The organism is Sporosarcina sp. FSL K6-3457, from assembly GCF_038007285.1.
GTDB lineage: Bacteria > Bacillota > Bacilli > Bacillales_A > Planococcaceae > Sporosarcina.
On the sequence record NZ_JBBOWX010000001.1, the window covers coordinates 3,236,501 to 3,262,021 of the forward strand.

Consider the following 25,521-nt stretch of genomic DNA (forward strand, 5'->3'; position numbering starts at 1 on the left):
TTATCTCCCTTTCAGCTTTTACGGTTGTGATAATAGCCAGACCTAAGAAGTTCCCCGCATCATTACATAAAGATGCATGCTTCATAGAAAAACTTTAGTCCTTTACACCGTTAGCAGTTCATTGGTCGAATTATATCATATCTACGAATATTCTGTGCTGTATTTTTAGTTTTTATCATGAATAATTAATAAAGGTTGGAGTTGTCGATTGTCGAGAGCTGCTGCTGCTGTAGGTACCATCAATGTAAAATCGGAGATAAGGGAGTTTGGTTTGCGGTATGGATCGTCCTGTCCGAACGGAATAAAGAAGACGTTTTTCATATTTAATAACTTCATAATGTTCATCGAGTTTAAACCGAGCGCATCATTCGTTGAAATACCGAGAACGACTGGACTGCCATTGCGCAATGTTGCTTTGGCCGCCATTAACACCGGTGAATCTGTTGCTGCATTGGCAAATTTACTAATCGAATTACCTGTCATCGGTGCAATAATCATACAATCCACGGGTGTTTCGGGGCCGAATGGTTCCGCTCCAACAATCGTCGAAATAACCTTTTCCCCCGTCGCTCCTTCAATGCGGGCAATCCACTCATCTCCTGTTCCAAAACGCGTGGCAGCCGTCAACACCGAGTGCGTAATAACGGGAACAACTGTTGCTCCCGCATCTTTTAGCGAATCAATAACTGGTAGTATCGCTTCATACGTACAATGTGACGCTGTAATCCCAAGGCCTATCCTCTTTCCTTGTAGCATCGAGATCCCCTTTCATTTTCTTGACATCCCCTCGACGGTATCCGTCAAAACGGCTGCCGCATCAATTGGAAAGTGTTTTCCCGGCAATCCGAGGAGTACTGTATAGTATTCAGGCGAAAGAGGTTCCTTTAGGCAACCGGGTGCTGAAGCAAGGTCAAAGATGTGTAATCCAGGAGTACTGCGAGCCGTCAGCCATTTTGCGGGAATGGTGTTAACTAGATTACCTTCTGTCATGTCGAAATCAGCCGTCAGCTGCTCTGTTTGATAGCCTAACGCAGCTGCTTCACTCCTTTGTGTAACAGACCTAGCAACAACGGTCACATCCGCTCCTAGCGCTGCCAGTGTATGAGCTGTCATCTTGCCTACCTTACCAAATCCAGCGACGCGAAAAAAATTGCCCGCTAGTTGGCGTTTTACACGTGCATAATATTCATAGATAAAGGCTTCCGCTGTCAATCGAGCATTTTGCCAGATGAATGATTCCTCTTTGACATAGGAATAGGTGTCTAGCCCAGCATCTTTAAAAGGCTTCAGCCATTCTTCCGATGCAACGCCTGTGTACAACCGCGTTCCTTCCACAAGCAAGGCTGGCGGAATCGTCCCCGCCATTTGTAAAACTGGGAAAACGATATGCTTTGGCGACAAGCGCTCAATACACTCACCTAGTTGATCTGTGTACTGATTCGTGGCGACGTGTTGGCAATTGTATCCTCTTTCTACTAGCATGGTACAGCAAGTCACCATTCGTTGGTCCGTTCCAATGACAAGCCATTGATCATCTTTCATCCAGATCCACCCCATCCATGCTATGCGTTTTACCAAACAAAATTCGGTGTTCTCCAATCAACACAATTTCACTCCATGGGATGAATTCATCCGACTGATCCTGACGATTTTTAAATGAAAAACGTCCAAGCTTCTTCTTGATTTCAAAGCCAATAATATTCCCTGTTTTGCCATCAAAAATAAGGTCGGTATCCGCCAAAAAACCATAGCGGACCCCGTCCTCTACCTGAATAAGCTCTTTCTGCGCAAGTTCTGATAATAGCATCGCCATTCTCCTCTCCTACATCTCCACCCATTATATGAATGAAATACGGGAAAGCTGACTGCTATTTTTCAATTACACTAACAACATTCTCTGGCGCAATGATGGACGTAGCTCGCTGCCCTGCAAAGATTTCATTAGCCATTCTGTAAACATTGGCCACCTGAACACCGTCAATCAGCGCTACGACTTCATCAATCGTCTTATGCTCTTGTAAAATCAATTCGTTTTTTCCATTGCGATGCATTCTGGATTCTGAACTTTCTAGACCTAGTAAGAACCCACCTTTTAGCTGCTCTTTCGCATTATGCAATTCGTTTTCTGTAATACCATCATCTAAAATGGATTGAATCACCTCGTCTATGGTGTCGGTTAACTCCCCTAAATTTTCCGGTGCAGTCCCCCCGTATATGGCAAACACGCCTGTCGTATTATACGCCGAATAATACGAGTAAATAGAATAGGCCAAGCCACGTTCTTCACGGACTTCTTGAAACAGACGAGAAGACATCGTGCCGCCTAGTATACTATCTAAAATAATAAGATCATGAATGCGTTCGTCTTTTACCGTGAGCCCCTCAAAACCAATACAAATATGCGCTTGTTCAATGTCTTTCCCTTTAACCGTCATTCCTGCATGGAATTTCGGTGCTTGGATAGCTATCGGCTGCTCCACCATTGCCTGCCGTTTAAATGAACCAAACTGTACTTTAATTAGCTGAATTAGTCGGTCATCATAGTTGCCAGCAATAGAAATGACAATCTGTTCAGGTCGATACATGCGCTCCATAAATTGTTCGATCATCTGCTTATCAAATGTGTTAATGGTCTGTTCATTACCCAAAACGGGTTTGCCAATTGTTTGGTCTGGGTACATCACGCCCCATAAACGCTCATCGACATCGTCATCAGGCGTATCTTCCACAGCTGCAATTTCATCGAGAACAATGGACTTTTCTTTGGCGATTTCAGCTTCATCGAATGCCGAATTGAAAAACATATCCGCTAAAATGCTTAAAGCACGCGGCGCATGATGTCCAAGCACCGTCGTATAGTAGCAGGTCATTTCCTTCGATGTGAATGCATTGACATCTCCCCCGATGCGGTCAAATTCTTCCGCAATCGCACGGGCACTTCTTGTCGCAGTGCCTTTGAATAGCATATGCTCGATAAAATGCGCAATGCCTGCTTCCGATTCCTGTTCATTCCCCGAACCCGCACCTACCCATATTCCAAGCGCTACAGAGCGCACATAGGGCATCTTTTCATGAACAATTCTCACACCATTTGGACAAATATACTGTTCTATCATCTTGGAAATCCCCCTTTTTGATTCTTTACTATTTTAATACAAGAACTTTACTATAAGAACAAAAAGCCTCCATCTTCATGACGAAGAGGGGCTTTCTATTCTAATCAATTACGCAGGAGGCTTTAATTTGAATTAGCAGGCAGTTTAACCCCTCTCTGATTCAAATTGACCTTCAAATTTAGTTTTTCTCTTTTTCAGCTGCTTCTTTTTCTTCTTTCACAACAGCTTTTCTGGACAAGTTGACACGTCCTTGATTATCGATTTCAGTTACTTTCACATATAATACATCATCCATTTTCAGGACGTCTTCAACTGCTTTTGTCCGCTCTTCTGCAATTTCAGAAATATGGAGCAGTCCGTCTTTACCTGGGAATAGTTCAAGGAAAGCACCGAATTTTTCAATGCGTTTCACTTTCGCCATATAATATTCGCCAACTTTTGCTTCACGCACGATATTCTCAATCATTGCTTTCGCTTTATTGTTCATATCGTTATTTGGCGAAGAAATGTAAATCGTACCATCTTGCTCTGTATCGATTTTAACATTCGTCTCTTCGATAATTTTGTTAATGACTTTTCCGCCAGGTCCAATAACATCGCGAATTTTGTCTGGGTTAATTTTGATCATGATGATTTTTGGAGCGAATTCCGAAAGCTCCGTACGTGGTGTACTGATTGCTGTCATCATATGATTCAAGATTTTCAAACGGCCCACTTTAGCTTGTGCCAATGCTTCTTCTAAAATCTGACGAGAAAGTCCATCGATTTTAATGTCCATTTGAAGCGCAGTAATACCGTGCTCAGTTCCTGCTACTTTAAAGTCCATATCGCCAAGATGATCTTCCATCCCTTGAATATCGGAAAGAACAGAGTAGTTGTCGCCTTTCTTCACAAGACCCATTGCAATACCAGCAACCGGCGCTTTAAGTGGAACACCTGCATCCATCATCGCCATCGTTGACGCACAAATAGAAGCCTGTGAAGATGAACCATTCGATTCAAGCACTTCTGCAACTAAACGCATTGTATATGGGAAATCCGTTTCATTTGGTAGAACAGCTGATAGCGCACGTTCTCCAAGTGCTCCGTGACCGATTTCACGACGACCCGGCCCACGAATTGGACCTGTTTCTCCAACACTGAAATTCGGGAAATTATAATGGTGCATGAAGCGTTTTGACTCTTCAATGCCAAGACCATCGATGATTTGTACTTCACCCAAAGCTCCTAGTGTACAAATACTTAACGCCTGTGTTTGTCCACGTGTAAAGAGACCTGAGCCGTGTGTGCGTGGCAAAACACCAACTTCTGAAGCGAGTGGACGGATTTCATCCAAACCACGGCCATCAGGACGGATTTTTTCATCTGTAATCAAACGACGTACTTCTTCTTTCACAAGATGCTCCAAGACATTTTTCACTTGTTTCATCGTTGCTTCGTCAGCTTCTTCTGCCTCGTAGCGTTCAATCACTGTATTGCGTACTGCATTGATTGCTTCTTCACGTGCATGCTTTTCTTGTGTTTGGATAGCACTCACAAGATCGGCTTCACAACTAGCTTTAATGTCAGCTAAAATTGTTTCATCTAATTGGAATAACGGAATATCAAGCTTCGCTTTACCAATTTCCGCAACAATTTTCTCTTGGAATTCAATCAGTTTAATAATTTCTTCATGCCCGAACATAATCGCTTCAAGAACAACATCTTCCGGAACCTCTTTCGCGCCCGCTTCAACCATGTTAATGGCATCTTTCGTTCCCGCTACGATTAGGTCAAGGTCACTCTTGTCCAATTGTGCAGGTGTTGGGTTGACGATGAATTTCCCGTCGATTCGTCCCACTTGAACGCCCGCAATCGGTCCTTCAAACGGAATATCCGATACAGACAATGCGAGTGAAGAACCAAGCATTGCAGCCATCTCAGATGAGCAGTCCTGATCGACTGACATCACAAGAGAAATGACCTGAACGTCATTACGGAAGCCATCTGCGAATAAAGGACGGATTGGACGGTCAATCAGACGGCTAGTTAAAACCGCTTTATCAGATGGACGTCCTTCACGTTTCAGGAAGCCCCCTGGGATTTTCCCAACTGCGTACATACGCTCTTCATAGTTCACTGTAAGTGGGAAGAAATCCAACCCTCGTGAATTTTTTGAAGTTGTTGCTGTTGCTAGTACTGTTGTATCTCCGTAACGAACGAGTACTGCGCCGTTCGCTTGTTTCGCAAGTTGCCCCGTTTCAATTGTTAACGGACGACCTGCCCAATCAAGTGTATAGACTTTTTTCTCTGTCATTATAGAACTCCTCTCCATATTCCAGCCTGAACTGTATACGATATATGTATTAATAGTAGTGTAAGTGATAGCGCTCAGTGAACACAAGTTTTTATCATCATTAACCGACACCATGGCACATTTGTACAGTATACCACTTTTTTACGGATTCTAATATAGGTTGGGGAGAAATATTGGGGATTTGATTAATTATGTGATAAAACACTGAAGCCTGTCACAATTCACCCAGATTTCATGTAAATAATTATCCAATCACTCCTCCGTATTTCGAGTAAATATGATACAATAATTGGTGTGGTCGTTGCTATGTCCCCAAGCATAGTTAAAAATAATAAATAATTTTATACGTGGAAAATATAGCAGTAGATGTTCTGTAGTTAAAAATTTAAGCGAAAGGAGGAAATGGTATGAATAATGAACTTAAAGCCATGCTAGAATCTGTTATTCACGAAGCTTTACTGCCTATCAAAGAGGATATACGGTCTCTTAAAGAGGATGTTCAATCTCTAAAAGGTGATGTGCAAACTCTAAAAGAAGATGTACAGGCTCTAAAAGGAGATGTACAGACTCTAAAAGGTGATGTGCAAGCTCTAAAAGGTGATGTACAGACTCTAAAAGGAGATGTGCAAGCTCTCCAAGTAGGTCAAAGTGAACTCCAGCAATTAGTAGGTACTATCTATAACCGCCAAGATGAGACAGATGCTCGGTTGGAGACTTTAACAACGGATATCAAAGCTTTAAAAGAAGATGTTCAAACTCTCAAATCAGGTCAAAGCGAGCTCCATCAATTAGCATGTGCTATCTACGACCGTCAAGAAGAAACAGATGCTCGGTTGGAAGCTTTGACAATGGATGTCCATCGTACAACCGGCGACATAACGTCACTAAAACAAGTTCAATCACGACAAGAAAAGATCATGGGTACACTTGCCCTTCGTTCCCTTGAACAAGAAACTGATTTACGCGAACTCAAATACGCATAAGGAATAGCCCATTAGCATCCCGTGCTGATGGGCTTTATTTATACTTATCATGAAGGTAAACCCACAATCTACTCCATCATTCTGGCAAATACGGTATCAAACCTCTTCTACATGCCTCTTCCTGAATTTCCCTTGAGCATACTCTCGCATCCATGTGAAAACCATTGACTGATATCATCCAGGCCATCGGATTTTCAACTACTTTACTCGGCAAAGACCAATCAGGATCAAAAAGACCCATTTTCATCGTCGTTCTAATTTGCTTGGACTTAGCACTGCCAGTGCCTCCACTTACACCAAACCCTTCATATAATTCCTTCGCTTTCATAGTAGCTGTTGAGCCGAATCAAAAAGAAAATTGACCGTACCGATTGCACGGACAATTCCACAAGCCCATGTAGCTGGTTAGAACTAGGAAACTAATGAACCATAAACTAGACAACACAAAAAAGCGAGCACAAGGCTCGCTTTTCAGGTTGTCTTATTAACGGCGTAGGCCGAGTTTAGCAATAAGATCACGGTAACGTTGTACTTCTGTTTCACGTAGGAAACGAAGAAGTCTACGACGAGTACCAATCATTTTCAAAAGTCCACGACGTGAGTGGTGGTCTTTCTTATGAGTTTTAAGGTGCTCTGTTAAGTTATTGATCTCTTCTGTAAGGACAGCGATCTGAACATCTGCTGATCCAGTATCGTTGTCGTGAATTTTGAATTCGTTGATCAATTCATGTTTACGCTCTTGTGTAATAGCCATCCTTTTCACCTCCAAATAATGAAATATCCCCTAATCCCGAGCAAACGTTGGTGATTCGTGTTGCCAAGGAACGGTTCGTGCACTTTGGCACTCATTCATAATACCATGACGTTTTTTGAATTGCAACCGTCATTCTACTCTAATCAATTACGCCCCGCTGATTCAAGCTAATGTATCTCTTGCTTGTTGCTTATCTATTACCATTTGTTCAATCAATGCATCTACCGAATCAAACTTCTCTTCCGGTCGTAAATGTTTAATCCAATCAACAGCTACTTCTTTGCCATATAAATCACCATCAAAGTCGAGGACATTCACTTCTACTATAGGTGGGATTCCCGATTCATGGAAAGTTGGCTTCACGCCGACACTGCAAACGCCATTATGCATGATGCCATCTGTTGTAAAACGCACGGCATAGACACCGTTAGCAGGCAACACCGTATCAGGCTCTGGTAAAACATTCGCTGTTGGAAAACCAAGCAGTCGCCCACGTTTTTCACCATGAACAACGATACCAACCGTTCGGAACGGTCTACCGAGCAGCAAGGCGGTTGCTTCGACATTGCCTTCTGCTAGCAGTTGCCGAATACGCGTCGATGAAATTTTCTCATCACGATCAATCACTTTATCAATGACTGTCGTGCCAAAAGCCCCATCTGACAATGTCGCCATCTGTTCCATCGTTCCCGCACCCTTTGAACCAAATGTATAATCAAATCCAGCTGTGACGTGTTTAATCGGAAGCCCTTTCATGAAAATATCCACAAATTGCTTTGGCGAAAGTGATGCAAGAGCCCAATCGAATGTCACGATAAATAATGCATCAATCCCCATCGTTTCAAGTAATCGTGCTTTCTCAGGATATTGTGTAATATAACCTACCTTGCTGTTACCATCACCGAACAAATGCGATGGATGCGGGTCGAATGTCATCACAGCTGACCGAATACCGAGTTCTACCGCCTTCTTTTTTGCTTCCGCAATAACCGTTTGATGCCCTTTATGTAAACCATCAAAAAAGCCAATGGCAAGCGAGTACTGTTCAGTACTGTCTATATCAATCGTTCCCGGATAATGCAATTTGTAAATATCCATTGTTGTTCCTCCTTACCTATTCAGTGGAAACATCTTTTCAGGCTTCATAAGTCCTGGCTTTGTAGGATGCTTCGTATACACTGCAATCGCTTTACCTTTCGCTGTGAAAACAATGGATTCATCACTTTGAAGCGATGTATGCTCTGATAATACTTGGCCATTCATGACTTTATCATACAGGTCTTCACTAATTTCAACACTCGGAAAATCAGCCAAGGCATCCTCAAGTGGACGCAGTATCGTTATGATTTCGCCTACTTCTTGCAATTCCCTTACTTCATCCAACGTACGACAGTCTGTTTGTCTATACGTCCCTGATGATGTCCTAACGAGTGACGCCATATGCGCGGGGTAACCAAGTAGCTCACCAATTTGCACCGCAAGCGTCCGGATATACGTCCCTTTGCCGCAAGCAACACGAATACGGAATTGAACTTCCTCCCCTTCGTACAATTGTACAGGGTCAAGCAGTTCAATGTCATGAATCAAGACCTTACGCATCGGACGCTCGACTTCAATTCCTTTGCGTGCATACTCATAGAGTCTACGACCATTTACTTTCACCGCAGAATACATCGGTGGAATTTGCGTAATTTCACCTGTCAATTGAGCAAGCGCTTCCTCTATTTGATCGCGCAAAATTTGCTTTGGTGATAAATCAGAAGCAACAACCTCGCCATCTGCATCTTCGGTTTCAGTTGCCGTTCCGATCGATACGACTGCGACATACTCCTTGCCTGAATCCGTCACATACTCCGCCACTTTTGTTGCTTGTCCAATACAAATCGGTAACACACCTTCTACACTCGGATCGAGTGTACCTGTATGACCTACTTTTTTTGTTCCTAAAATTTTTCGTAATTTAAAAACACAATCATGCGAGGTCATCCCTTTTTCTTTCCAGAGAGGCAGTATTCCGTTCATGTGCAACCTCCTTTTATATGTAAAAAGAGGAGGCCGGAAAGTCCTCGTGGACACCGACTTCCTCCATTTTTTTACTCATTGTCTAGCTTCAGGCGCTAGATGCTCGGGTCATAAGTCAATCCTGCTATGTGGCAAAAAACGCCACGTCGCTGGCTCGCCTTATGCCTGTCGCATCTGAGCAAGCGCCCTTCGCTTTTCTTAGTCATCCTGTCCGTCTTTCACTTGTCTAAGAAGTGAGTCAATTCGATTGCCATATGCTACGGATTCATCGAATTCGAATTTAATCTCTGGTGTTATCCGGAGTCTGATTCGCTGGCCAATCTCAGTACGAATAAAACCTTTCGCTTTGTTGAGACCTTTCAACGTATCTTCTTTTTCCGACTCTTTTCCAAGAACAGAGATGAAAATAGTTGCTTGTTGAAGATCACCAGTTACCTCGACATCAGTTACAGTAACGAAACCAATTCGTGGATCCTTTACTTTGTTACCGATGATATCACCAAGTTCTTTTTTCATCTGTTCTGCGACACGGTTAGCACGCATTGACATGGATGGTCACCCCAATTCCGTATCAGTAATAGTCGAGCGTCATCTCGGACATTTCCCATTCTGGATTAGACTCCAGAAATCGGATTGCCCGTCTGACTTCACGCTCAGCCGCATCTTTTGATGAGGCCACAGCAACGACCGCGATAGTCGTTCGCTGCCATAAATCTTGATGATCAATTTCCGCGATGGAGACGTTGTAGGCATTTTTCACCCGGTCTGTCATCCGTTTTAAAACGGACCGCTTGTCTTTTAAAGAGGCCGCCTCTGAGATGAAGAAACAACATTCCGCGTAAACGATCATACTCGTTTAATTTCTTCCATGATGTAAGCTTCGATAACATCACCTTCGTGAATATCATCGAATTTTTTAATGGTAATCCCACATTCATAGCCTTTTGCTACTTCTTTAGCATCATCTTTAAAGCGTTTCAACGTATCTAATTCACCTTCAAAGATGACGATGTTGTCGCGGATAACACGGACGCTTGAATCACGCGTAATTTTACCATCTGTTACATAGCTTCCCGCAATCGTACCGATTTTAGACACTTTAAATGTCTCACGTACTTCAACTTGACCGATAACTTTTTCCTCGTATTCAGGATCAAGCATACCTTTCATAGCCAGTTCGATTTCTTCAATCACTTTATAGATGACACGGTGTTGTCGAATATCAACGCCTTCTTCATCAGCCGCACGCTTCGCGTTTGTATCTGGACGAACGTTGAAACCAATAACAATCGCATTAGATGCAGAAGCAAGGGAGATATCAGATTCATTGATAGCACCTGCACCCGTATGGATGATTTTCACGTTAACGCCTTCAACTTCGATTTTCATCAATGAGGCTGCCATCGCTTCAACCGTGCCTTGTACGTCTGCTTTTACAATCAAATTCAATTCTTTCATTTCGCCTTGTTTCATTTGATCAAATAAGTTATCGAGTGTAACTCGTGTTTTCTCAACACGCTGCTCTTGCTGCGCTTCACTCGCTCTTGATTCACCAATTTGACGAGCTGTTTTCTCGTCTTCGAAGACTACAAAACGGTCACCCGCCTGCGGTACATCACTTAAACCAGTAATTTCAACTGGTGTCGATGGACCTGCCTCTTTAACACGACGACCTACATCATTAATCATTGCACGCACGCGTCCGAATGTGTTCCCAACAACGATTGGATCACCTACATGAAGTGTTCCATCTTGGACAAGCAATGTCGCAACTGAACCGCGACCACGGTCTAATTGTGCCTCGATAACCGTTCCACGCGCACGAATGTTAGGATCAGCTTTCAGTTCGCCAACTTCCGCAACAAGTAAAACCATTTCAAGCAATTGGTCAATTCCCTCACCATTTAGCGCCGAGATAGGTACGAAGATTGCGTCACCGCCCCATGCCTCTGCTACTAGTCCATGCTCAGTCAATTCTTGCATGACACGATCAGGATTTGCAGATGGTTTATCCATTTTATTGACCGCAACGATGATTGGAACTTCCGCTGCTTTTGCATGGTTAATCGCTTCAATCGTTTGTGGCATAACGCCATCGTCTGCAGCAACAACAAGAATGGTAAGGTCCGTTACCTTCGCACCGCGCGCACGCATTGTTGTGAATGCTGCGTGACCAGGTGTATCTAGGAACGTAATTTTCTTGCCTTTTTCTTGAATTTGGTAAGCACCGATATGCTGAGTGATTCCGCCTGCTTCGCCTTGTGTTACTTTTGTATTTCGAATCGAATCCAAAAGTGTTGTTTTCCCGTGGTCAACGTGACCCATGATTGTGACAACTGCCGGACGTTCGATTGGTTCAGATACTACTTCTTCAGATTCTTCGAAATAAATTTCAAGATCCGTTACATCCACACGAATTTCTTCTTCTACTTCCACTTCGTAATCAGCACAGATAAGTTCAATCGCATCCTTATCCAGTTCTTGGTTGATTGTTGCCATGACGCCCAACATGAACAATTTTTTGATGATTTCAGATGGTTCACGATGTAGCTTTTGACCAAGCTCGGCTACAGATAGTGATTCGTAGAAAGTAATTTTTTCCGGTAATGGCAATTCCACTTTTGGCTGTGGAGCTGGACGGTATCTTCTACGTCCTTGGTTAATACCACGTGCTGGTGGACGTCCACCGCGACCGCCGCCTCCGCCTGGACGACCCGGAGCACCGCCGCCTGCTGGACGGTTTTGTCCACCTTGCTGTGCTGGACGATTACCAGCGGGTGCTGCTCCTTGACCTGGGCGTTGCTGACCGCCTTGCGCTGGACGATTGCCAGCGGGTGCAGTTCCTTGACCAGGACGGTTTTGACCACCTTGAGCTGGACGACTGCCACCTTGTGCTCCTTGAGCTGGACGGTTTTGTCCACCCTGTGCTGGGCGATTGCCACCTTGTGTTCCTTGAGTCGGACGGTTTTGTCCACCCTGTGCTGGACGGTTGCCGCCTTGTGTTCCTTGAGTCGGACGGTTTTGTCCACCTTGTGCCGGACGATTGCCACCTTGCGCTCCTTGAGCTGGACGGTTTTGTCCACCTTGTGCTGGACGGTTGCCACCAGTCTGCGAAGTCTTCTGGCCTGCATTCGACGTACTAGCAGGACGAGCAGATGTTGATGTGTTTTTTGGACCAGCATTTTTTGCATCCACTTTCGGTGCTTGCTGATTATTTTTATTGCCACCAAATTTATTATCAAGCTTAGCAATCGCTTCTTTATCAATTGTAGCCATATGGTTCGCTACCGTCACATTAATCTTTCCAAGCTCATCGATAACTTCCTTACTCGACCGATTCACCTTTTTCGCGTATTCGTGTACACGTATTTTCGTCATTAGCCCACCCCCGGTTAAATTCGTTGAGGAGCCCGGACAATTTGCGGGCAAAACCCGCGTCCGTTAGCGCAAGTACAACTCGCGACTCTTTTCCGATTGCATGCCCAAGATCTTCCCGACTCCCGAAATCATGCTTCTCAACGTTGTAATACAAACATTTATCAGTTAATTTTTTCATGGTATTGTTAGATGCATCTTCTGAAACAATAACGAGATGCGCACTGCCATTACGAACTTCCCGTATGACTAGTTCCTCGCCCGTAATAATCATTCTTGCCCGTGCAGCCATACCTAACAGTTGAAAAATCTTTTTTGGATCATTCATTTTAATGCCTCCCGGCGAATTGCATGGAGAAGGTCATCATATACCTGTTCAGGTACAGCTGCTCCAAGTTGACTTTCAATTGATCGGTTACGTCGCGCTTTCTCAACCGCCTCTTCGGATTTTGACACATAGGTCCCACGGCCTGATTTCTTGCCAGTAAGATCCACTGAAACTTCCCCTTCTTTTGGACGAACGATACGAATCATTTCCTTTTTCGGAAACATTTCACCCGTCGCCGCACATTTACGCAAAGGAACTTTTTTCATGTTTGCCATGTGTGGTCATCCTTTCTTATCAGTCTTCGTCATCCGAATATAGATCGATGGATGTATCGTCCAAGTCATCTGCTGTTTCTTCTTCAACGAAATAAGGATCAGTATCGTTGACAGGCTCTTCTAATTGGACTTCTACAACTGACTCTTCGAAGACAGGTGGATAAATGCCAAGTTCACGCGCATCTGTTTCACTTTTGATGTCAATCTTCCAGCCTGTAAGCTTAGCAGCAAGCCTTGCATTCTGTCCACGTTTCCCAATCGCTAGTGACAATTGGTAGTCAGGTACAACAACTCTTGTCGATCTTTCCTCTTCATTGACCTGAACATCGATCACTTTGGAAGGACTTAGGGCATTGGCTACAAATATAGCTGGATCCTCAGACCATTCAACAATATCGATTTTCTCACCATTCAATTCATTGGAAATCGTTTGAACCCGAGCGCCTCTTGCACCTACACATGAGCCGACTGGATCCACTTCCTCATTATTCGTATGCACCGAAATTTTCGAACGGTCACCCGCTTCACGTGCAATCGATTTGATTTCAACGATGCCCTCAAAAATTTCAGGTACCTCGACTTCAAACAACCTGCGCAGAAGTCCTGGATGTGTCCGAGAAACGAACACTTGCGGACCGCGTGATGTACGTTCAACTTTTGTAATATACACTTTGATACGATCATGTGGCTGATAGGATTCAGTTGGTATTTGTTCGCCCACCGGCAAAACAGCTTCCACTTTCCCGAGGCCCACATACAAATTACGTGCGTCGAGACGCTCGATAATACCATTGACGATATCATCTTCTCTGTCGACGTATTCCTCATAGATAATGCCACGTTCTGCTTCTCTTACACGTTGCGTCACAACCTGCTTAGCCGTTTGTGCTGCGATACGTCCGAAATCACGGGGTGTCACTTCTTGCTCGACGACATCTGCAAGTTCATAAGCTGGGTTAATCTTTTGCGCATCTTCAAGTGAAATGAACAAACGATCATCCTCAACCTCCTCGACGACATCTTTGCGGGAATAGACTTTCATTGTCCCTTTATCAAGGTTTAAATCAACCCGCACGTTTTGCGCTTGATTGAAATTGCGTTTATATGCAGTTACAAGTGCCGCTTCGATCGCTTCTACCAAGACGTCCCGAGAAATACCTTTTTGTTTTTCAAGGGCTGTCAATGCATCGAGTAGATCACTACTCATGTTAATCACTCCTACATTCAATTATGCGGAAAAATCGATAGCCAAACGGGCAAGTGCAATTTTTTCCTTGTCTATCACAACAGTCAATTTTCTTGTCTTAATGCGCATTTCCACTTCCACAGTGTCCGGTTCGTTTGCTAATAAATAGCCTTCGAATTCCTTCAACCCATCGATTGCTTCATACGTCTTAATGAATACAAACTGACCAACCGCTTGTACGTAATCCTCTTCCTTCTTCAACGGGCGCTCTGCACCAGGTGAAGATACTTCGAGGAAGTAGTTTTGCGTAATCGGATCTGTTCGATCGAGTTCCTCACTCAATTTTTCACTTACTTGAGCGCACTGGTCTATATCGATACTTCCCTCTGGATTATCAATATAGACCCGAAGGAACCAGTCTCTTCCTTCCTTCAGAAACTCGATATCGACAAGCTCCAATTTTAGTTCTTCTACAATTGGACTGACGAGTTTCTCTATTTCTTCTGTAATTTTACTCATCTTATCCCTCCACAAAATCTTAATCAAATACGCCTTGACATATATGACCTTAACAGGTTAAAAAATAGTACAGAACAACAGAAAAGAGCGGGAAATCCCACTCTTTTTGCGCAAGACTATTACAAAAGTTGTTCCCATCATACCATACGTTATAGCAGCACGCAAATAATGTGCTAGAACAGCGATAGTTGATTGGCCTCCGGCATACCTTCAAGACAGCCAAGTGTCGTCATATACTCCACAACTGTTTTCGAAACACGACCGCGCTGTTGGAGATCTTCCTTCGATAGAAACTCTCCATCTTTCCTCGCCTCCACAATCGTATTAGCAACGTTTGTCCCAAGAGATGGAATTGAGTTGAACGGTGGAATCAACGTGTCGCCATCAATAAGAAACGTCGTTGCGTCCGATTTGTACAGGTCCGGTTTGACAATTGAAAAGCCACGTTCGCTCATTTCAAGTGCAATTTCGAGCACCGTTAGCAAACTCTTTTCTTTTGGCAATGCATCCAGCCCTTTAGCATTGATTTCTTGAATTTGTGCACGCATCGAGGCTGATCCTTTCGTCATCGTCAACAAATCATAATCCGTTGCTCGTACTGAGAAATACGTCGCATAATATAAAATCGGATGATGTACTTTAAAATACGCAATCCGAAGCGCCATCAGAACATAGGCAGCCGCGTGCGCTTTCGGGAACATGTATTTAATCTTTTTACAGGATTCGATGTACCAATTCGGCACACTTTGCGCTTTCATTTCCTCTTCAAATTCCGGTGTCAGGCCTTTCCCTTTCCGAACAGACTCCATTATTTTAAATGCCATAGAAGGATCCAGCCCTTGATAGATTAGGTAAACCATAATGTCATCACGACAACCGATAACATCGGATAATTCACACGTCTTATTTTGAATTAATTCCTGTGCATTACCGAGCCAGACATCCGTCCCATGCGATAATCCTGAAATCTGAATAAGCTCTGAAAACGTCGATGGTTTTGTTTCTTCTAACATCTGCCGAACAAAACGCGTCCCAAACTCTGGAACCCCGAGTGTGCCTGTTTTACAGCCAATTTGCTCTTCTGTCACACCAAGTGACGACGTCCCACTGAATAATGCCATAACACCTGCATCATCTGGCGGAATCGTCAACGGGTCAATTCCAGAAAGGTCTTGTAGCATCTTAATCATCGTAGGATCATCATGCCCGAGAATATCAAGCTTCAACAAGTTATTGTCGATAGAGTGGAAGTCGAAATGCGTCGTCTTCCAGCTTGAATTCGTATCATCGGCAGGAAACTGAATCGGCGTAAAATCGAATATTTCCATGTGATCTGGCACAACGATAATACCCCCAGGATGCTGTCCCGTATTACGCTTAACGCCCGAACAACCTTGCACAAGCCGGTCAATTTCTGCACCGCGGAAAGTATAGCCGTTATCATTCATATAGCCACGAACATAGCCATACGCCGTCTTCTCCGCAACCGTACCAATCGTTCCCGCTCGGTAAACATAATCCTCACCAAACAAATCCTTCGTATAATTATGCGCATGCGCTTGATAATCACCGCTGAAGTATGACAATAGGTAAACCTTTGAAATTATCGTCAGCTTTTCCCCTGTCCCACACCGTACGTGACCCTTTCGGCGTCATACGGCGCTCCATCGTCTTTATATTTACGATAAGTTATACAACTAACGCTTGGAATCCTACAACCTTGCGTAATTTATTGAGTTTCTTTACTGCTTTTTCATCTAATGAATAGACGAGTTTTACTTTTGTAGGGTCTTTCATCGGAAACTTTGTATGGATAAGGGTATGATAATCCTTTTTAATAATCACAAGATTGTCGTACTCATCGGTTCCACCCATTTTAGTAGGTAGGATATGGTGACAAACACAGTTGATTGGCAGTAACCGCTCTCCCGTAATATGGCACTTTCCTTTTTGCGCGACATATTTACTTATCCGATTATTTTCATACAAAGTAGATTTTGATGAGAAGTTCCCTCTTCTTAAATGTTCAATTTCAATGGCTGTTACATGAATTAGTTCCCGATGTATTCTTTGACGGTCATCTTTGTCGTAAATCGTAAATGTTGGTTCTCTTTGACCTCGTATTTGATGTCGAATGGATTCAAATGGATATACCAGTATGCCATTACTTTTAAATCGTTTGTAATTGAAATCGTCATAGAACCTTTCAATTACAGCATTCTTCTCTGTTGTCGGATTAAAAATGTTCCGATACATTAAAGTTTTGATTTTAAAGTGTATCGTATGTCTAATATCGTTGAAATCGACCGATACCCTGGTGGCAATCTTATAGTAATTATGAATCCCCAACGTAAATGCATTGAGGTCAAGGATTTTTTTCGGCGTTGGACTTTTCCGTATTTGACTTAGTTTGTATTGATAAACCTTTGTCACTTTTTCTTTTGCCTTTGGGGATATTTTTGAATTTACAATATACCCCGTTTTAGCCGTCCCTTTTTGTACCGCTCGAAAGCGCACACCCAGAAAATCTGTTCCATTCTTTCGAAGGTTCGTGATTTTACTTTTATCAGGACTAACATCCAAGCCCAAACGCTCGTTTAACCACTTCGTCACAGCAATGAATAACTTTTGGGCATTTTCATAAGAGTTTGTAAAGATTTTGAAGTCATCAGCATAGCGAACAATGTAACAAGGCTTTAACCTCGTCTTCTTCAAGGCATCTGTACGATTCCTTTTCAGCTTATAGTTCACTCTTGTCGGTTTTGTTTCCCATTGATTTGAAATCCACCAGTCTAACTCGTTTAACACGATATTAGATAACAAAGGAGAAAGTATCCCACCTTGTGGCGTTCCCTTATCAGGTACTCCTTCACCGTCAATTTCCGCTTTTAACATCTTACTAATAATACTCAGCACTTTTTTATCTCTTATACCAATCGCCCAAAGTTGTTTGCTTAACTTTTTATGATTTACATTATCAAAGAAACCTTTAATGTCTACATCGACTACATAGTGTTGATGACTATGATTGACCATATGGTAGCATCTCGCCAAGGCGTCGTGCGTATTCCGATGTGGTCTAAATCCAAAGCTAGATGGATGAAATTTTGCCTCAACGATTGGTTCAAGAACTTGTAAAATCATTTGCTGAATCAGCCTATCTTCAATCGTCGGTATACCAAGAGGACGCTTATCACCATTCGGCTTTGGAATCATCACTCTTCTGACCATTTCTGGTTTGTAGTTTTCTAATTTTCTGCGAACCATTTTAATGAGCATATCTTTATTCATCTTATTTAGATGTTTAATCGTATGCCCGTTTGAGCCTTTTGTTTTGCTTCCAGTATTGCTTTTCATATTTCGAAAAGCGAGGAGAATATTTTCTTCGGATACGATTAAATCGTATAACTTCTTAAAATACCGTCCCTTTTTACTTTTAGCGTATAAAGTATCAAACGTTTCTTGAACATTGAAGTATTCATTATTTCTTAACTTTTGAACCATTAAGTCAGCCAACTAATCACCTCAATCGGTTTTCGTTTCTGTTTAGTCATACGAGAATACTGACTTGTGTAGGATTTGTATCGTAAAAGACGACTCAAGCCCTTCCCTCGGAATTGTTTTTCCCTCGAACCTATTCAATCTATTCGGTTGTCATCAGCAATTCCTACAAACGGTACTACGGCTTTACTGCCACTCCGATAAATCTTCATTATACTTTAGCAGCTTTTTGAAGAACGACTTTCAAGCGATGTGTAATCATCTCAAGTCTTCGGAGCTTCCCACGTTCCATTAACTCTATCTATCGCATAATTCCCTTAGGTTTCCTCTAAACTCCGTCTAGCTTAATGGCTCCTGTAAAGCCATATGGATTTTCATAACCTAACGTTTACTCATCCACACTAGAAAGTCCATTTTGGACCCCTATGCATTTCTACATAGTGACATTCACGAAGAGTCAGTCGAGGATTCGTCCAGATGAATCTATCCATTCTAACCATAGGAATTTTATAGACACCCGACCTATCATTTACAACCTACAAGGTTTTTCCTCACCATTACGTGCTAGGGTAAACTTCAGCCGACTTTAGCGGGCTCCAAACGACTTCTGCTATTTACATTGCTTTCATCGCTTGCCGCAGATTCAGTGAGTGTGTTTCAGGGCGTTACTCCATCATTCCACACTTCAAGTTAACAGTTCTCCTAGCCGAAGCTAGTGGCTAATCTTTTCAATTAGCAACGTGGCGCACTCAAATCGATATCCGGAACCTTATCCCCTTTGAAACCCAAAAATGTCTCAAACGGTATATCTTGCCCATCTTTTTTAAACTTCGCTTCACATGAAGGGCAATCTTTATCCGGTAAGTCGTAGCCCGAACTAACTGATCCATCATCGAAAAACTCTGTTGTTTTACAGGTTGGACATACATAATGCGGCGGCAACGGATTGACTTCGGTAATCTCCATCATCGTTGCAACGAGTGATGACCCTACCGATCCACGTGACCCCACAAGGTAACCGTCATCTAACGACCGCTTCACAAGCTTATGGGAAATCAGGTAAATAACCGCAAATCCATGCCCAATAATGGACTTCAATTCTTTTTCAATCCTAGCTTCAATAATTTCAGGCAATTGCTCACCATAAATACGGTGCGCCATGGAATAGGTTAATTCCCTTACTTCCTCATCTGCCCCTTCAATCTTCGGCGTATACAAATCATCCTTAATAGGCTTCACATCACCGATTCTTTCCAATATCGCATGCGGATTATCAATGACAATTTCTTCTGCCACTTGCTCCCCGAGGAATGAAAACTCAGCCAGCATTTCATCCGTTGTCCGGAAATGGACCGCCGGTAGCGTATAACGGTTCATCGGATTAGCTCCACCTTGTGAACGGACAAGTACTTTGCGGAAAGTAGCATCGGTTTCATCAATATAATGGACATTGCCCGTCGCGCAAACAGGAAGCCCAACCTTTTTCCCAAGCTTGACCATCTTACGCATTATATCTTCTAAATTCCATTCATCCCGAATCAATTCAAGTTCGATAAGATGGGAATAAACAGGCTTTGGATGGACCTCGAGATAATCATAAAACTTCGCGATTTCCTCAACTTCATCCAACGACTTTTGCATCAGCCCTTCGAACACTTCACCTTTGTCACATCCTGAACCGACAAGTAACCCTTTTCGATGCTTAACGAGCAAGGAACGTGGGATACGTGGAACACGGTAAAAGTAATCCATATGCGAATACGAGACAAGTTTGAATAGGTTTTTCAATCCTTCATCATCTACCGCAAGCAGCGTACAATGCGAGGGACGTGAACGCTTATAAGCATCCCCTTCCCCGATATGACGGTTGAAGTCATCGAGGTACACAACCCCTTTTTCTTCTGATTCTTTCATTAATCGGAGGAACAGATGAGCCGTTGCTTCCGTATCGTAAATGGCACGGTGATGCTGTGTCAGCTCGATATTATATTTTTTGGCTAACGTATTCAGCCGGTGATTTCTCATTTCAGGATGAATGAAGCGAGCCAATTCTAGCGTATCAATTACCGGATAGGCGATGGCTGGCAATCCAGCCCTTTTAGAGGCTTCATAAAAGAACCCCATATCAAATTTCGCATTATGGGCAACCAAAATTGAATCACCGATAAAGTCACTGAAATCTTTCACGACGTCCGCTACTTCCGGCGCATCCTTCACCATGTCATCCGTAATCCCCGTTAGTTCGGTTGTCGTTGAGGATAGCGGATGATGTGGATTGGCAAAGCGTTCGAACGTCTCCACAATTTCACCATTTTTCAAACGCACCGCAGCGAGCTCGATAATCGTATCGTAAACAGCCGACAAACCCGTTGTCTCCACGTCAAAGACGACAAAACTATCATCCTCAAGTTTACGATGCTGTTCATCAAACACGATAGGTACACCGTCATCGACTAAATTGGCTTCCAATCCAAAAATCACTTTAACACCTTGCTTCTTCCCCTCTGCATAGGCTTCTGGGAACGACTGGACGTTGGCGTGATCCGTAATGGCAATGGCCGGATGCCCCCATTTCGCCGCCTGTCCAACGAGCTTGGATGCCGAAACAACCGCGTCCATCTGACTCATCGTCGTATGGGCATGTAGCTCAATCCGTTTGCGATCCTTTGGTGCCTTGTCTTGTCGAATAATGGGCGATATTTCCATAACATCTTGCGCCATCATAATGAGATCACGAACGAATGTATCATTCTGAATACCACCACGTGCGCGAACCCAAGCCCCTTTTTTCAACATCTTCATCATTTCCGCATCTTCATTGTCACGCGAGAACATTTTCACGAGGATAGAGTCGGTATAATCCGTCACTTTGATCGTTAACAATGATCGACCACTACGTAACTCACGCACATCCGTATCAAACACATACCCTTCAATCGTGACACGCCGTTCCTCATCTTGGATATGCTGGATATCCATAATGGGCTCATCCTGTTTAATAGGTGTACCCAAACGGAAGGGCCCAGATACCGTGCCACCACTGTCCTTCTTAGATGTTTCTCGCTGCACCATATCTGCAAGTGCTTTTTGACCAAGTGCTTCTTCTTCCGCCGCTCTTTGGGCAAGGAATGCGAGACGTTCAGCTTCTGCCCCCCTATCTTCCTCGGTTAACTTGAAATCGACAAATGGTCGCGCAAAACCAAACGATCGATAGACATCTGCAATTAAGTCAGCATACTTGCCTCTCAAGGTTTGCAGCTCCATATCATTTGTGCAATGAAGCACCAACTTGCCACCCGTCATTACTGGCTGTTGGCTCATTAGCCTTTCCCGAATTGGCGGCGACATATCACTCAACTCTTCGATGATAAACGGCCAATAATCAGTCAGCATTGTTTCATCTATTTCAGTCGTACGGCAAGTCATTTCTAACCGCACCGTTGCAATGGCGGAAAAAGCTTCATTGACCCGCTTGCTAAACTCGCGATAGACAGCCGCTGGTAACGGCTGCTTCAATGTTAAATTGAATTGCCAAAGTCGTGACTTCCGGTGGATATTCACCCGGTTCAGCTCAGCCTGTTCAAAGTGGATGGCAAATTGGTCATCTGTCATCCCGATTTGCTGTAACAAAATGTGCAGCTTGTTTATAGCTTCCAAAAATATCACCCCTATTTTTTAGATCAATTACGCCTCGGCGTAATTGCGTCCAAATTTTGAATTGTGCCCGCAGGATGCGGGTATGCAGTCATTGCGACAGGACGTCGCGAACTTAGACTGCCTTCCACAACTCCCTTCAAAATTTGTGACATCCTCCGGAGGATCGCTTGCTTCTACTGAAGCAAGCGAGAAGGGAAGTACCGACAGACGGCCTCCCCTTCTCGATTGCTATTCTATTAAGCGCCAAAAAACGCTTGTAGTTTTTCAGTAATTTCTTCTTTTCGCCACTCAAATGATTCTCCAGATTGTCTAAATTTTACTTCGACAATTCCGTCTACCGCTTTTTTACCAATGGTAATACGAACCGGTAAACCGATTAAATCCGAATCAGCAAATTTCACGCCTGCACGCTCAGGACGATCATCATAAAGGATATCATAACGATACGATTTCAAAATCGTGTATAACTCCTCAGCAAGACCTACTTGATTATCATCCTTAACGTTCACCGTAACGAGATGGACATCGAAAGGTGCTAGCTTCGTCGGCCACTTCAAACCGCTATCATCATTGTATTGCTCTGCGACAGCCGCAAGAATCCGTGATACACCAATGCCATAGCATCCCATGATGAACGGCTTTGCTTTGCCGTTTTCATCAAGGAATGTTGCTTCCATCGACTCGCTATACGTCGTGCCCAATTTGAAAATATGACCGACTTCAATCCCTTTGGCAAACTTAATCGTCCCATTGCCATCCGGTGAAGCGTCCCCTTCACGAATAAAACGAAGATCTTCATAACGATCAATCGCAAAATCTCGCTCCGGATTAACATTTATCAAATGGAAACCGTCCTCATTCGCACCACAAACACCATTGACGATAGATGCAACTGCATGATCCGCAATGACTTTTAAGCCAACGGGCAATTTAATAGGCCCAATTGACCCAACCTCACAAGATAGAAGCTCCAACACATCTGCTTCATGCGCAAATTCAACAACCGTCGCACCGAGTGCATTTTTCAGCTTGATATCATTAATTTCATGATCCCCGCGACTCAGTACTACAATCAGTTCGTCATCTGCTTTAAATACAAGTGTCTTAATCAGACGCCCCACATCCACTTCGAGGAAGGATACAACTTCATCAATCGTTCGTTGATCAGGTGTCGAAACTTTGTTTACTTCTTTCAACGACTCATCCCGTTTGGCATAGTCTACATTCACTTCAGCCATTTCAATATTAGCCGCATAAGAAGAGGTATCACTGTAAGCAATCGTATCCTCACCAATATCTGACAACGCCATAAATTCATGCGTCCCCGTTCCACCAATCGAACCACCGTCCGCAATAACCGCACGGAAATCTAGACCTAGTCTTGTAAAAATATTCGTATACGCCTGCATCATATCCATATACTTATCATGCAAACTATCTTCCGTAGCATGGAAGGAATACGCATCTTTCATGATGAATTCTCGCCCACGAAGCAAACCGAAACGTGGACGTTGCTCATCCCTAAACTTCATCTGAATTTGGAACATCGTTAGTGGCAACTTTTTATACGATTTCACTTCATCACGAACTAGAGAAGTAATGACTTCTTCATGGGTCGCACCGAGTGCAAACTCTCGATTATGCCGATCTTTCAACCTGAATAGCTCAGGACCATACGCACTCCATCTTCCCGTCTCCTGCCAAAGCTCCGCCTGTTGCATAGCCGGCATGAGTACTTCTACAGCATCAATCGCTTCCATTTCTTCACGAATAATCGTTTCGATTTTCTGAAGCACTTTTTTACCAAGGGGAAGGAAGGAATAAATTCCACTCGTATTTTGCCGGATAAACCCAGCGCGTAACAGCAACTGATGGGATTTAATATCTGCATCAGCAGGCACTTCACGCATTGTAGGGATAAATGTTCGTGATTGTTTCATTAAATTCCCACCTCAAATAATTTTATCGATTACGCCTTGGCGTAATTGTGTCCAGGTTTTCATTGAGCTTGAGGCCTACAGGAAGTAGGTCATGCAGTCGTTGCGACAGGACGTCGCGCACCTAGACTGCCTTCTTAAATTCATCTGAAAATCTGTGACATCCGCCGGAGGCTTAACTTAATTCAGCCGTGGGCTTGCCCTCCGGCTGAATTAAGTTAACGTTACGGGAAGAAAAACCGTTGAATATCATTCCAAGTAACAACTAACATTAAGACCATCAACAGAACAATCCCTACAAAATGGACCAATCCTTCTTTTTGCTTATCAATTGGCTTACCACGCACGGCCTCGAAGAAGAAGAACAGCAATCTTCCACCATCTAATGCAGGCAACGGCAATAAGTTCATAATGCCTAGGTTAATACTTAACACGGCAGCCCAGTTCATGAGATTATAAATCCCGTACTGTGCAACTTCCTCAGTCGCTTTGTAAATCCCAACAGGTCCAGACAAGGCATCAATTGTGAATTTACCCGTCACCAACATCCCTAGCAATTCAAATATTTGCTTAATCCAAGAGATTGTTTGCTCCGCACCATACGCAACAGCCTTCAGCGGATTCTTCTCCATTGGTCGAGTAACACCAAGTTGCCCATATTCCTGGCCTGATTTATCTTTTATCGTAGTTGGGGTAATAGCTAAATTCACCAATGCACTATCACGTTCGATAACAAATTGTAAAGGAACGCCTGGACTCGCTTGGACGATTTCCACAAATTCTTTCCAAGTGCTAATCGGCTGACCATCAATCTCTTTCACATGGTCACCAGCCTCCACCCCGGCTGTAAACGCAACGTTATCACTTTGCACATCTGCAATAATCGCCTCTTTTACTGGAACTCCTTGCATCAGTCCAAGTGCTAGGAAGATGAAAAATGACAGAATAAAGTTGAATAAAGGACCTGCAAAAATAGCCATCGCGCGACTACCTACAGATTTTGATTCAAATTGTCGATCATACGGCGCAATCAGCGTCTTCTGCCCTTTTTCATAGATAACTGCTTTTCTAGATACGTTGAAACGCACTAATTGCCCTTCATCATCATAGCCTTCGATAAACAGCTTTCTTTCTAAATCTGATGATTCTACTTCTAGAAATAGCACATCCGGGTTGGCAACATTACGGTTCAAATATACTTTTTCGATTTCATCTGAAGCATTGATAAGCAGACCCACACGGTAACCTGGTTGCAATTCAACCTTATCAAAATCTTCCCCCGCCATTCTTACATAGCCACCAAGTGGCAACAAACGGATTGTATATAACGTTTCACCTTTTTGAATACCAATAATTTTCGGTCCGAATCCAATCGCAAATTCGCGTACCATGATCCCAGCCTTTTTCGCAAACAGGAAATGCCCTAGTTCATGAAAAAAGACGAGAGAACCGAATATGATGATAAACGCAATAACGGTTTCCATGAAAAACCCCTTCACTGACCATTTTGGTCTTTAATTATCTGTAGAATCAAGAACAATCATCCCCTGGTATGATTGCGTCCGGAGGCTT

Annotated in this window: 19 protein-coding genes and 3 pseudogenes; 1 reads left to right on the forward strand and 21 read right to left on the reverse strand. The window is 43.4% G+C overall.

Annotated features, from left to right (window positions below):
- Positions 1-165: 165 nt before the first annotated feature.
- The 5 genes from N1I80_RS15930 to pnp form a co-directional block, all read right to left on the reverse strand.
- A complete protein-coding gene (locus N1I80_RS15930) occupies positions 166-756 on the reverse strand; it encodes a dipicolinate synthase subunit B (RefSeq protein WP_340738832.1) in 591 nt (196 codons plus the stop codon).
- A 12-nt stretch (positions 757-768) separates the two neighbouring features.
- The gene (locus N1I80_RS15935; protein WP_340738833.1) at positions 769-1,542 is read right to left on the reverse strand and encodes a hypothetical protein; all 774 of its coding nucleotides are present in this window, start codon (positions 1,540-1,542) and stop codon (positions 769-771) included.
- Positions 1,532-1,813, reverse strand: coding sequence for a YlmC/YmxH family sporulation protein (locus tag N1I80_RS15940; RefSeq protein WP_340738834.1), 282 nt, complete (start codon positions 1,811-1,813; stop codon positions 1,532-1,534). The genes N1I80_RS15935 and N1I80_RS15940 overlap by 11 nt, the downstream gene beginning before the upstream one ends.
- Positions 1,814-1,868: 55 nt before the next feature.
- Positions 1,869-3,116, reverse strand: a complete 1,248-nt coding sequence (locus tag N1I80_RS15945; protein ID WP_340738835.1) for a M16 family metallopeptidase — start codon at positions 3,114-3,116, stop codon at positions 1,869-1,871.
- A 178-nt stretch (positions 3,117-3,294) separates the two neighbouring features.
- Positions 3,295-5,412: a polyribonucleotide nucleotidyltransferase gene (pnp, locus tag N1I80_RS15950; RefSeq protein ID WP_340738836.1), complete on the reverse strand. Its 2,118-nt coding sequence runs from the start codon at positions 5,410-5,412 to the stop codon at positions 3,295-3,297.
- Positions 5,413-5,819: 407 nt separating this feature from the next.
- Here pnp and N1I80_RS15955 point away from each other — a divergent pair, with 407 nt between their 5' ends.
- Positions 5,820-6,395: a hypothetical protein gene (locus tag N1I80_RS15955; protein ID WP_340738837.1), complete on the forward strand. Its 576-nt coding sequence runs from the start codon at positions 5,820-5,822 to the stop codon at positions 6,393-6,395.
- A 76-nt stretch (positions 6,396-6,471) separates the two neighbouring features.
- Here the strand turns inward: N1I80_RS15955 and N1I80_RS15960 are convergent.
- From N1I80_RS15960 to rseP, 16 genes and pseudogenes are all read right to left on the reverse strand, one after another.
- Positions 6,472-6,779, reverse strand: a pseudogene (locus tag N1I80_RS15960) (DUF6398 domain-containing protein).
- A gap of 100 nt (positions 6,780-6,879) precedes the next feature.
- Positions 6,880-7,149, reverse strand: a complete 270-nt coding sequence (rpsO, locus tag N1I80_RS15965) for a 30S ribosomal protein S15 (protein WP_203246268.1) — start codon at positions 7,147-7,149, stop codon at positions 6,880-6,882.
- A 162-nt stretch (positions 7,150-7,311) separates the two neighbouring features.
- Positions 7,312-8,247: a bifunctional riboflavin kinase/FAD synthetase gene (locus N1I80_RS15970; RefSeq protein WP_340738839.1), complete on the reverse strand. Its 936-nt coding sequence runs from the start codon at positions 8,245-8,247 to the stop codon at positions 7,312-7,314.
- 12 nt (positions 8,248-8,259) lie between these two features.
- The gene (gene truB / locus N1I80_RS15975) at positions 8,260-9,171 is read right to left on the reverse strand and encodes a tRNA pseudouridine(55) synthase TruB (protein WP_340738840.1); all 912 of its coding nucleotides are present in this window, start codon (positions 9,169-9,171) and stop codon (positions 8,260-8,262) included.
- Positions 9,172-9,369: 198 nt separating this feature from the next.
- On the reverse strand, positions 9,370-9,720 hold the full coding sequence (gene rbfA, locus N1I80_RS15980) for a 30S ribosome-binding factor RbfA (RefSeq protein WP_340738841.1): 351 nt from the start codon (positions 9,718-9,720) through the stop codon (positions 9,370-9,372).
- Between the two features lie 22 nt (positions 9,721-9,742).
- Positions 9,743-10,021, reverse strand: a complete 279-nt coding sequence (locus N1I80_RS15985) for a DUF503 domain-containing protein (protein ID WP_340738842.1) — start codon at positions 10,019-10,021, stop codon at positions 9,743-9,745.
- Positions 10,018-12,549 (reverse strand): translation initiation factor IF-2, encoded by a 2,532-nt coding sequence (infB, locus tag N1I80_RS15990; RefSeq protein WP_340738843.1) that lies wholly within the window; start codon positions 12,547-12,549, stop codon positions 10,018-10,020. The genes N1I80_RS15985 and infB overlap by 4 nt, the downstream gene beginning before the upstream one ends.
- The gene (locus tag N1I80_RS15995) at positions 12,497-12,874 is read right to left on the reverse strand and encodes a YlxQ family RNA-binding protein (protein ID WP_340738844.1); all 378 of its coding nucleotides are present in this window, start codon (positions 12,872-12,874) and stop codon (positions 12,497-12,499) included. Before N1I80_RS15995 ends, infB begins: the two co-directional genes overlap by 53 nt.
- On the reverse strand, positions 12,871-13,149 hold the full coding sequence (rnpM, locus tag N1I80_RS16000) for an RNase P modulator RnpM (RefSeq protein ID WP_340738845.1): 279 nt from the start codon (positions 13,147-13,149) through the stop codon (positions 12,871-12,873). Before rnpM ends, N1I80_RS15995 begins: the two co-directional genes overlap by 4 nt.
- 19 nt (positions 13,150-13,168) lie before the next feature.
- Positions 13,169-14,356, reverse strand: a complete 1,188-nt coding sequence (gene nusA / locus N1I80_RS16005) for a transcription termination factor NusA (RefSeq protein WP_340738846.1) — start codon at positions 14,354-14,356, stop codon at positions 13,169-13,171.
- A 21-nt stretch (positions 14,357-14,377) separates the two neighbouring features.
- Positions 14,378-14,854, reverse strand: coding sequence for a ribosome maturation factor RimP (gene rimP, locus N1I80_RS16010; RefSeq protein ID WP_340738847.1), 477 nt, complete (start codon positions 14,852-14,854; stop codon positions 14,378-14,380).
- 173 nt (positions 14,855-15,027) lie between these two features.
- Positions 15,028-16,431, reverse strand: a pseudogene (locus N1I80_RS16015) (PolC-type DNA polymerase III); the annotation flags it as partial.
- A 112-nt stretch (positions 16,432-16,543) separates the two neighbouring features.
- Positions 16,544-18,370 (reverse strand): group II intron reverse transcriptase/maturase, encoded by a 1,827-nt coding sequence (ltrA, locus tag N1I80_RS16020; protein WP_340738848.1) that lies wholly within the window; start codon positions 18,368-18,370, stop codon positions 16,544-16,546.
- Between the two features lie 732 nt (positions 18,371-19,102).
- Positions 19,103-22,027: pseudogene (locus N1I80_RS16025) on the reverse strand (PolC-type DNA polymerase III); the annotation flags it as partial.
- A 221-nt stretch (positions 22,028-22,248) separates the two neighbouring features.
- A complete protein-coding gene (locus tag N1I80_RS16030; protein WP_340738849.1) occupies positions 22,249-23,952 on the reverse strand; it encodes a proline--tRNA ligase in 1,704 nt (567 codons plus the stop codon).
- 221 nt (positions 23,953-24,173) lie between these two features.
- A complete protein-coding gene (rseP, locus tag N1I80_RS16035) occupies positions 24,174-25,433 on the reverse strand; it encodes an RIP metalloprotease RseP (protein WP_340738850.1) in 1,260 nt (419 codons plus the stop codon).
- Between the last annotated feature and the right edge of the window lie 88 nt (positions 25,434-25,521).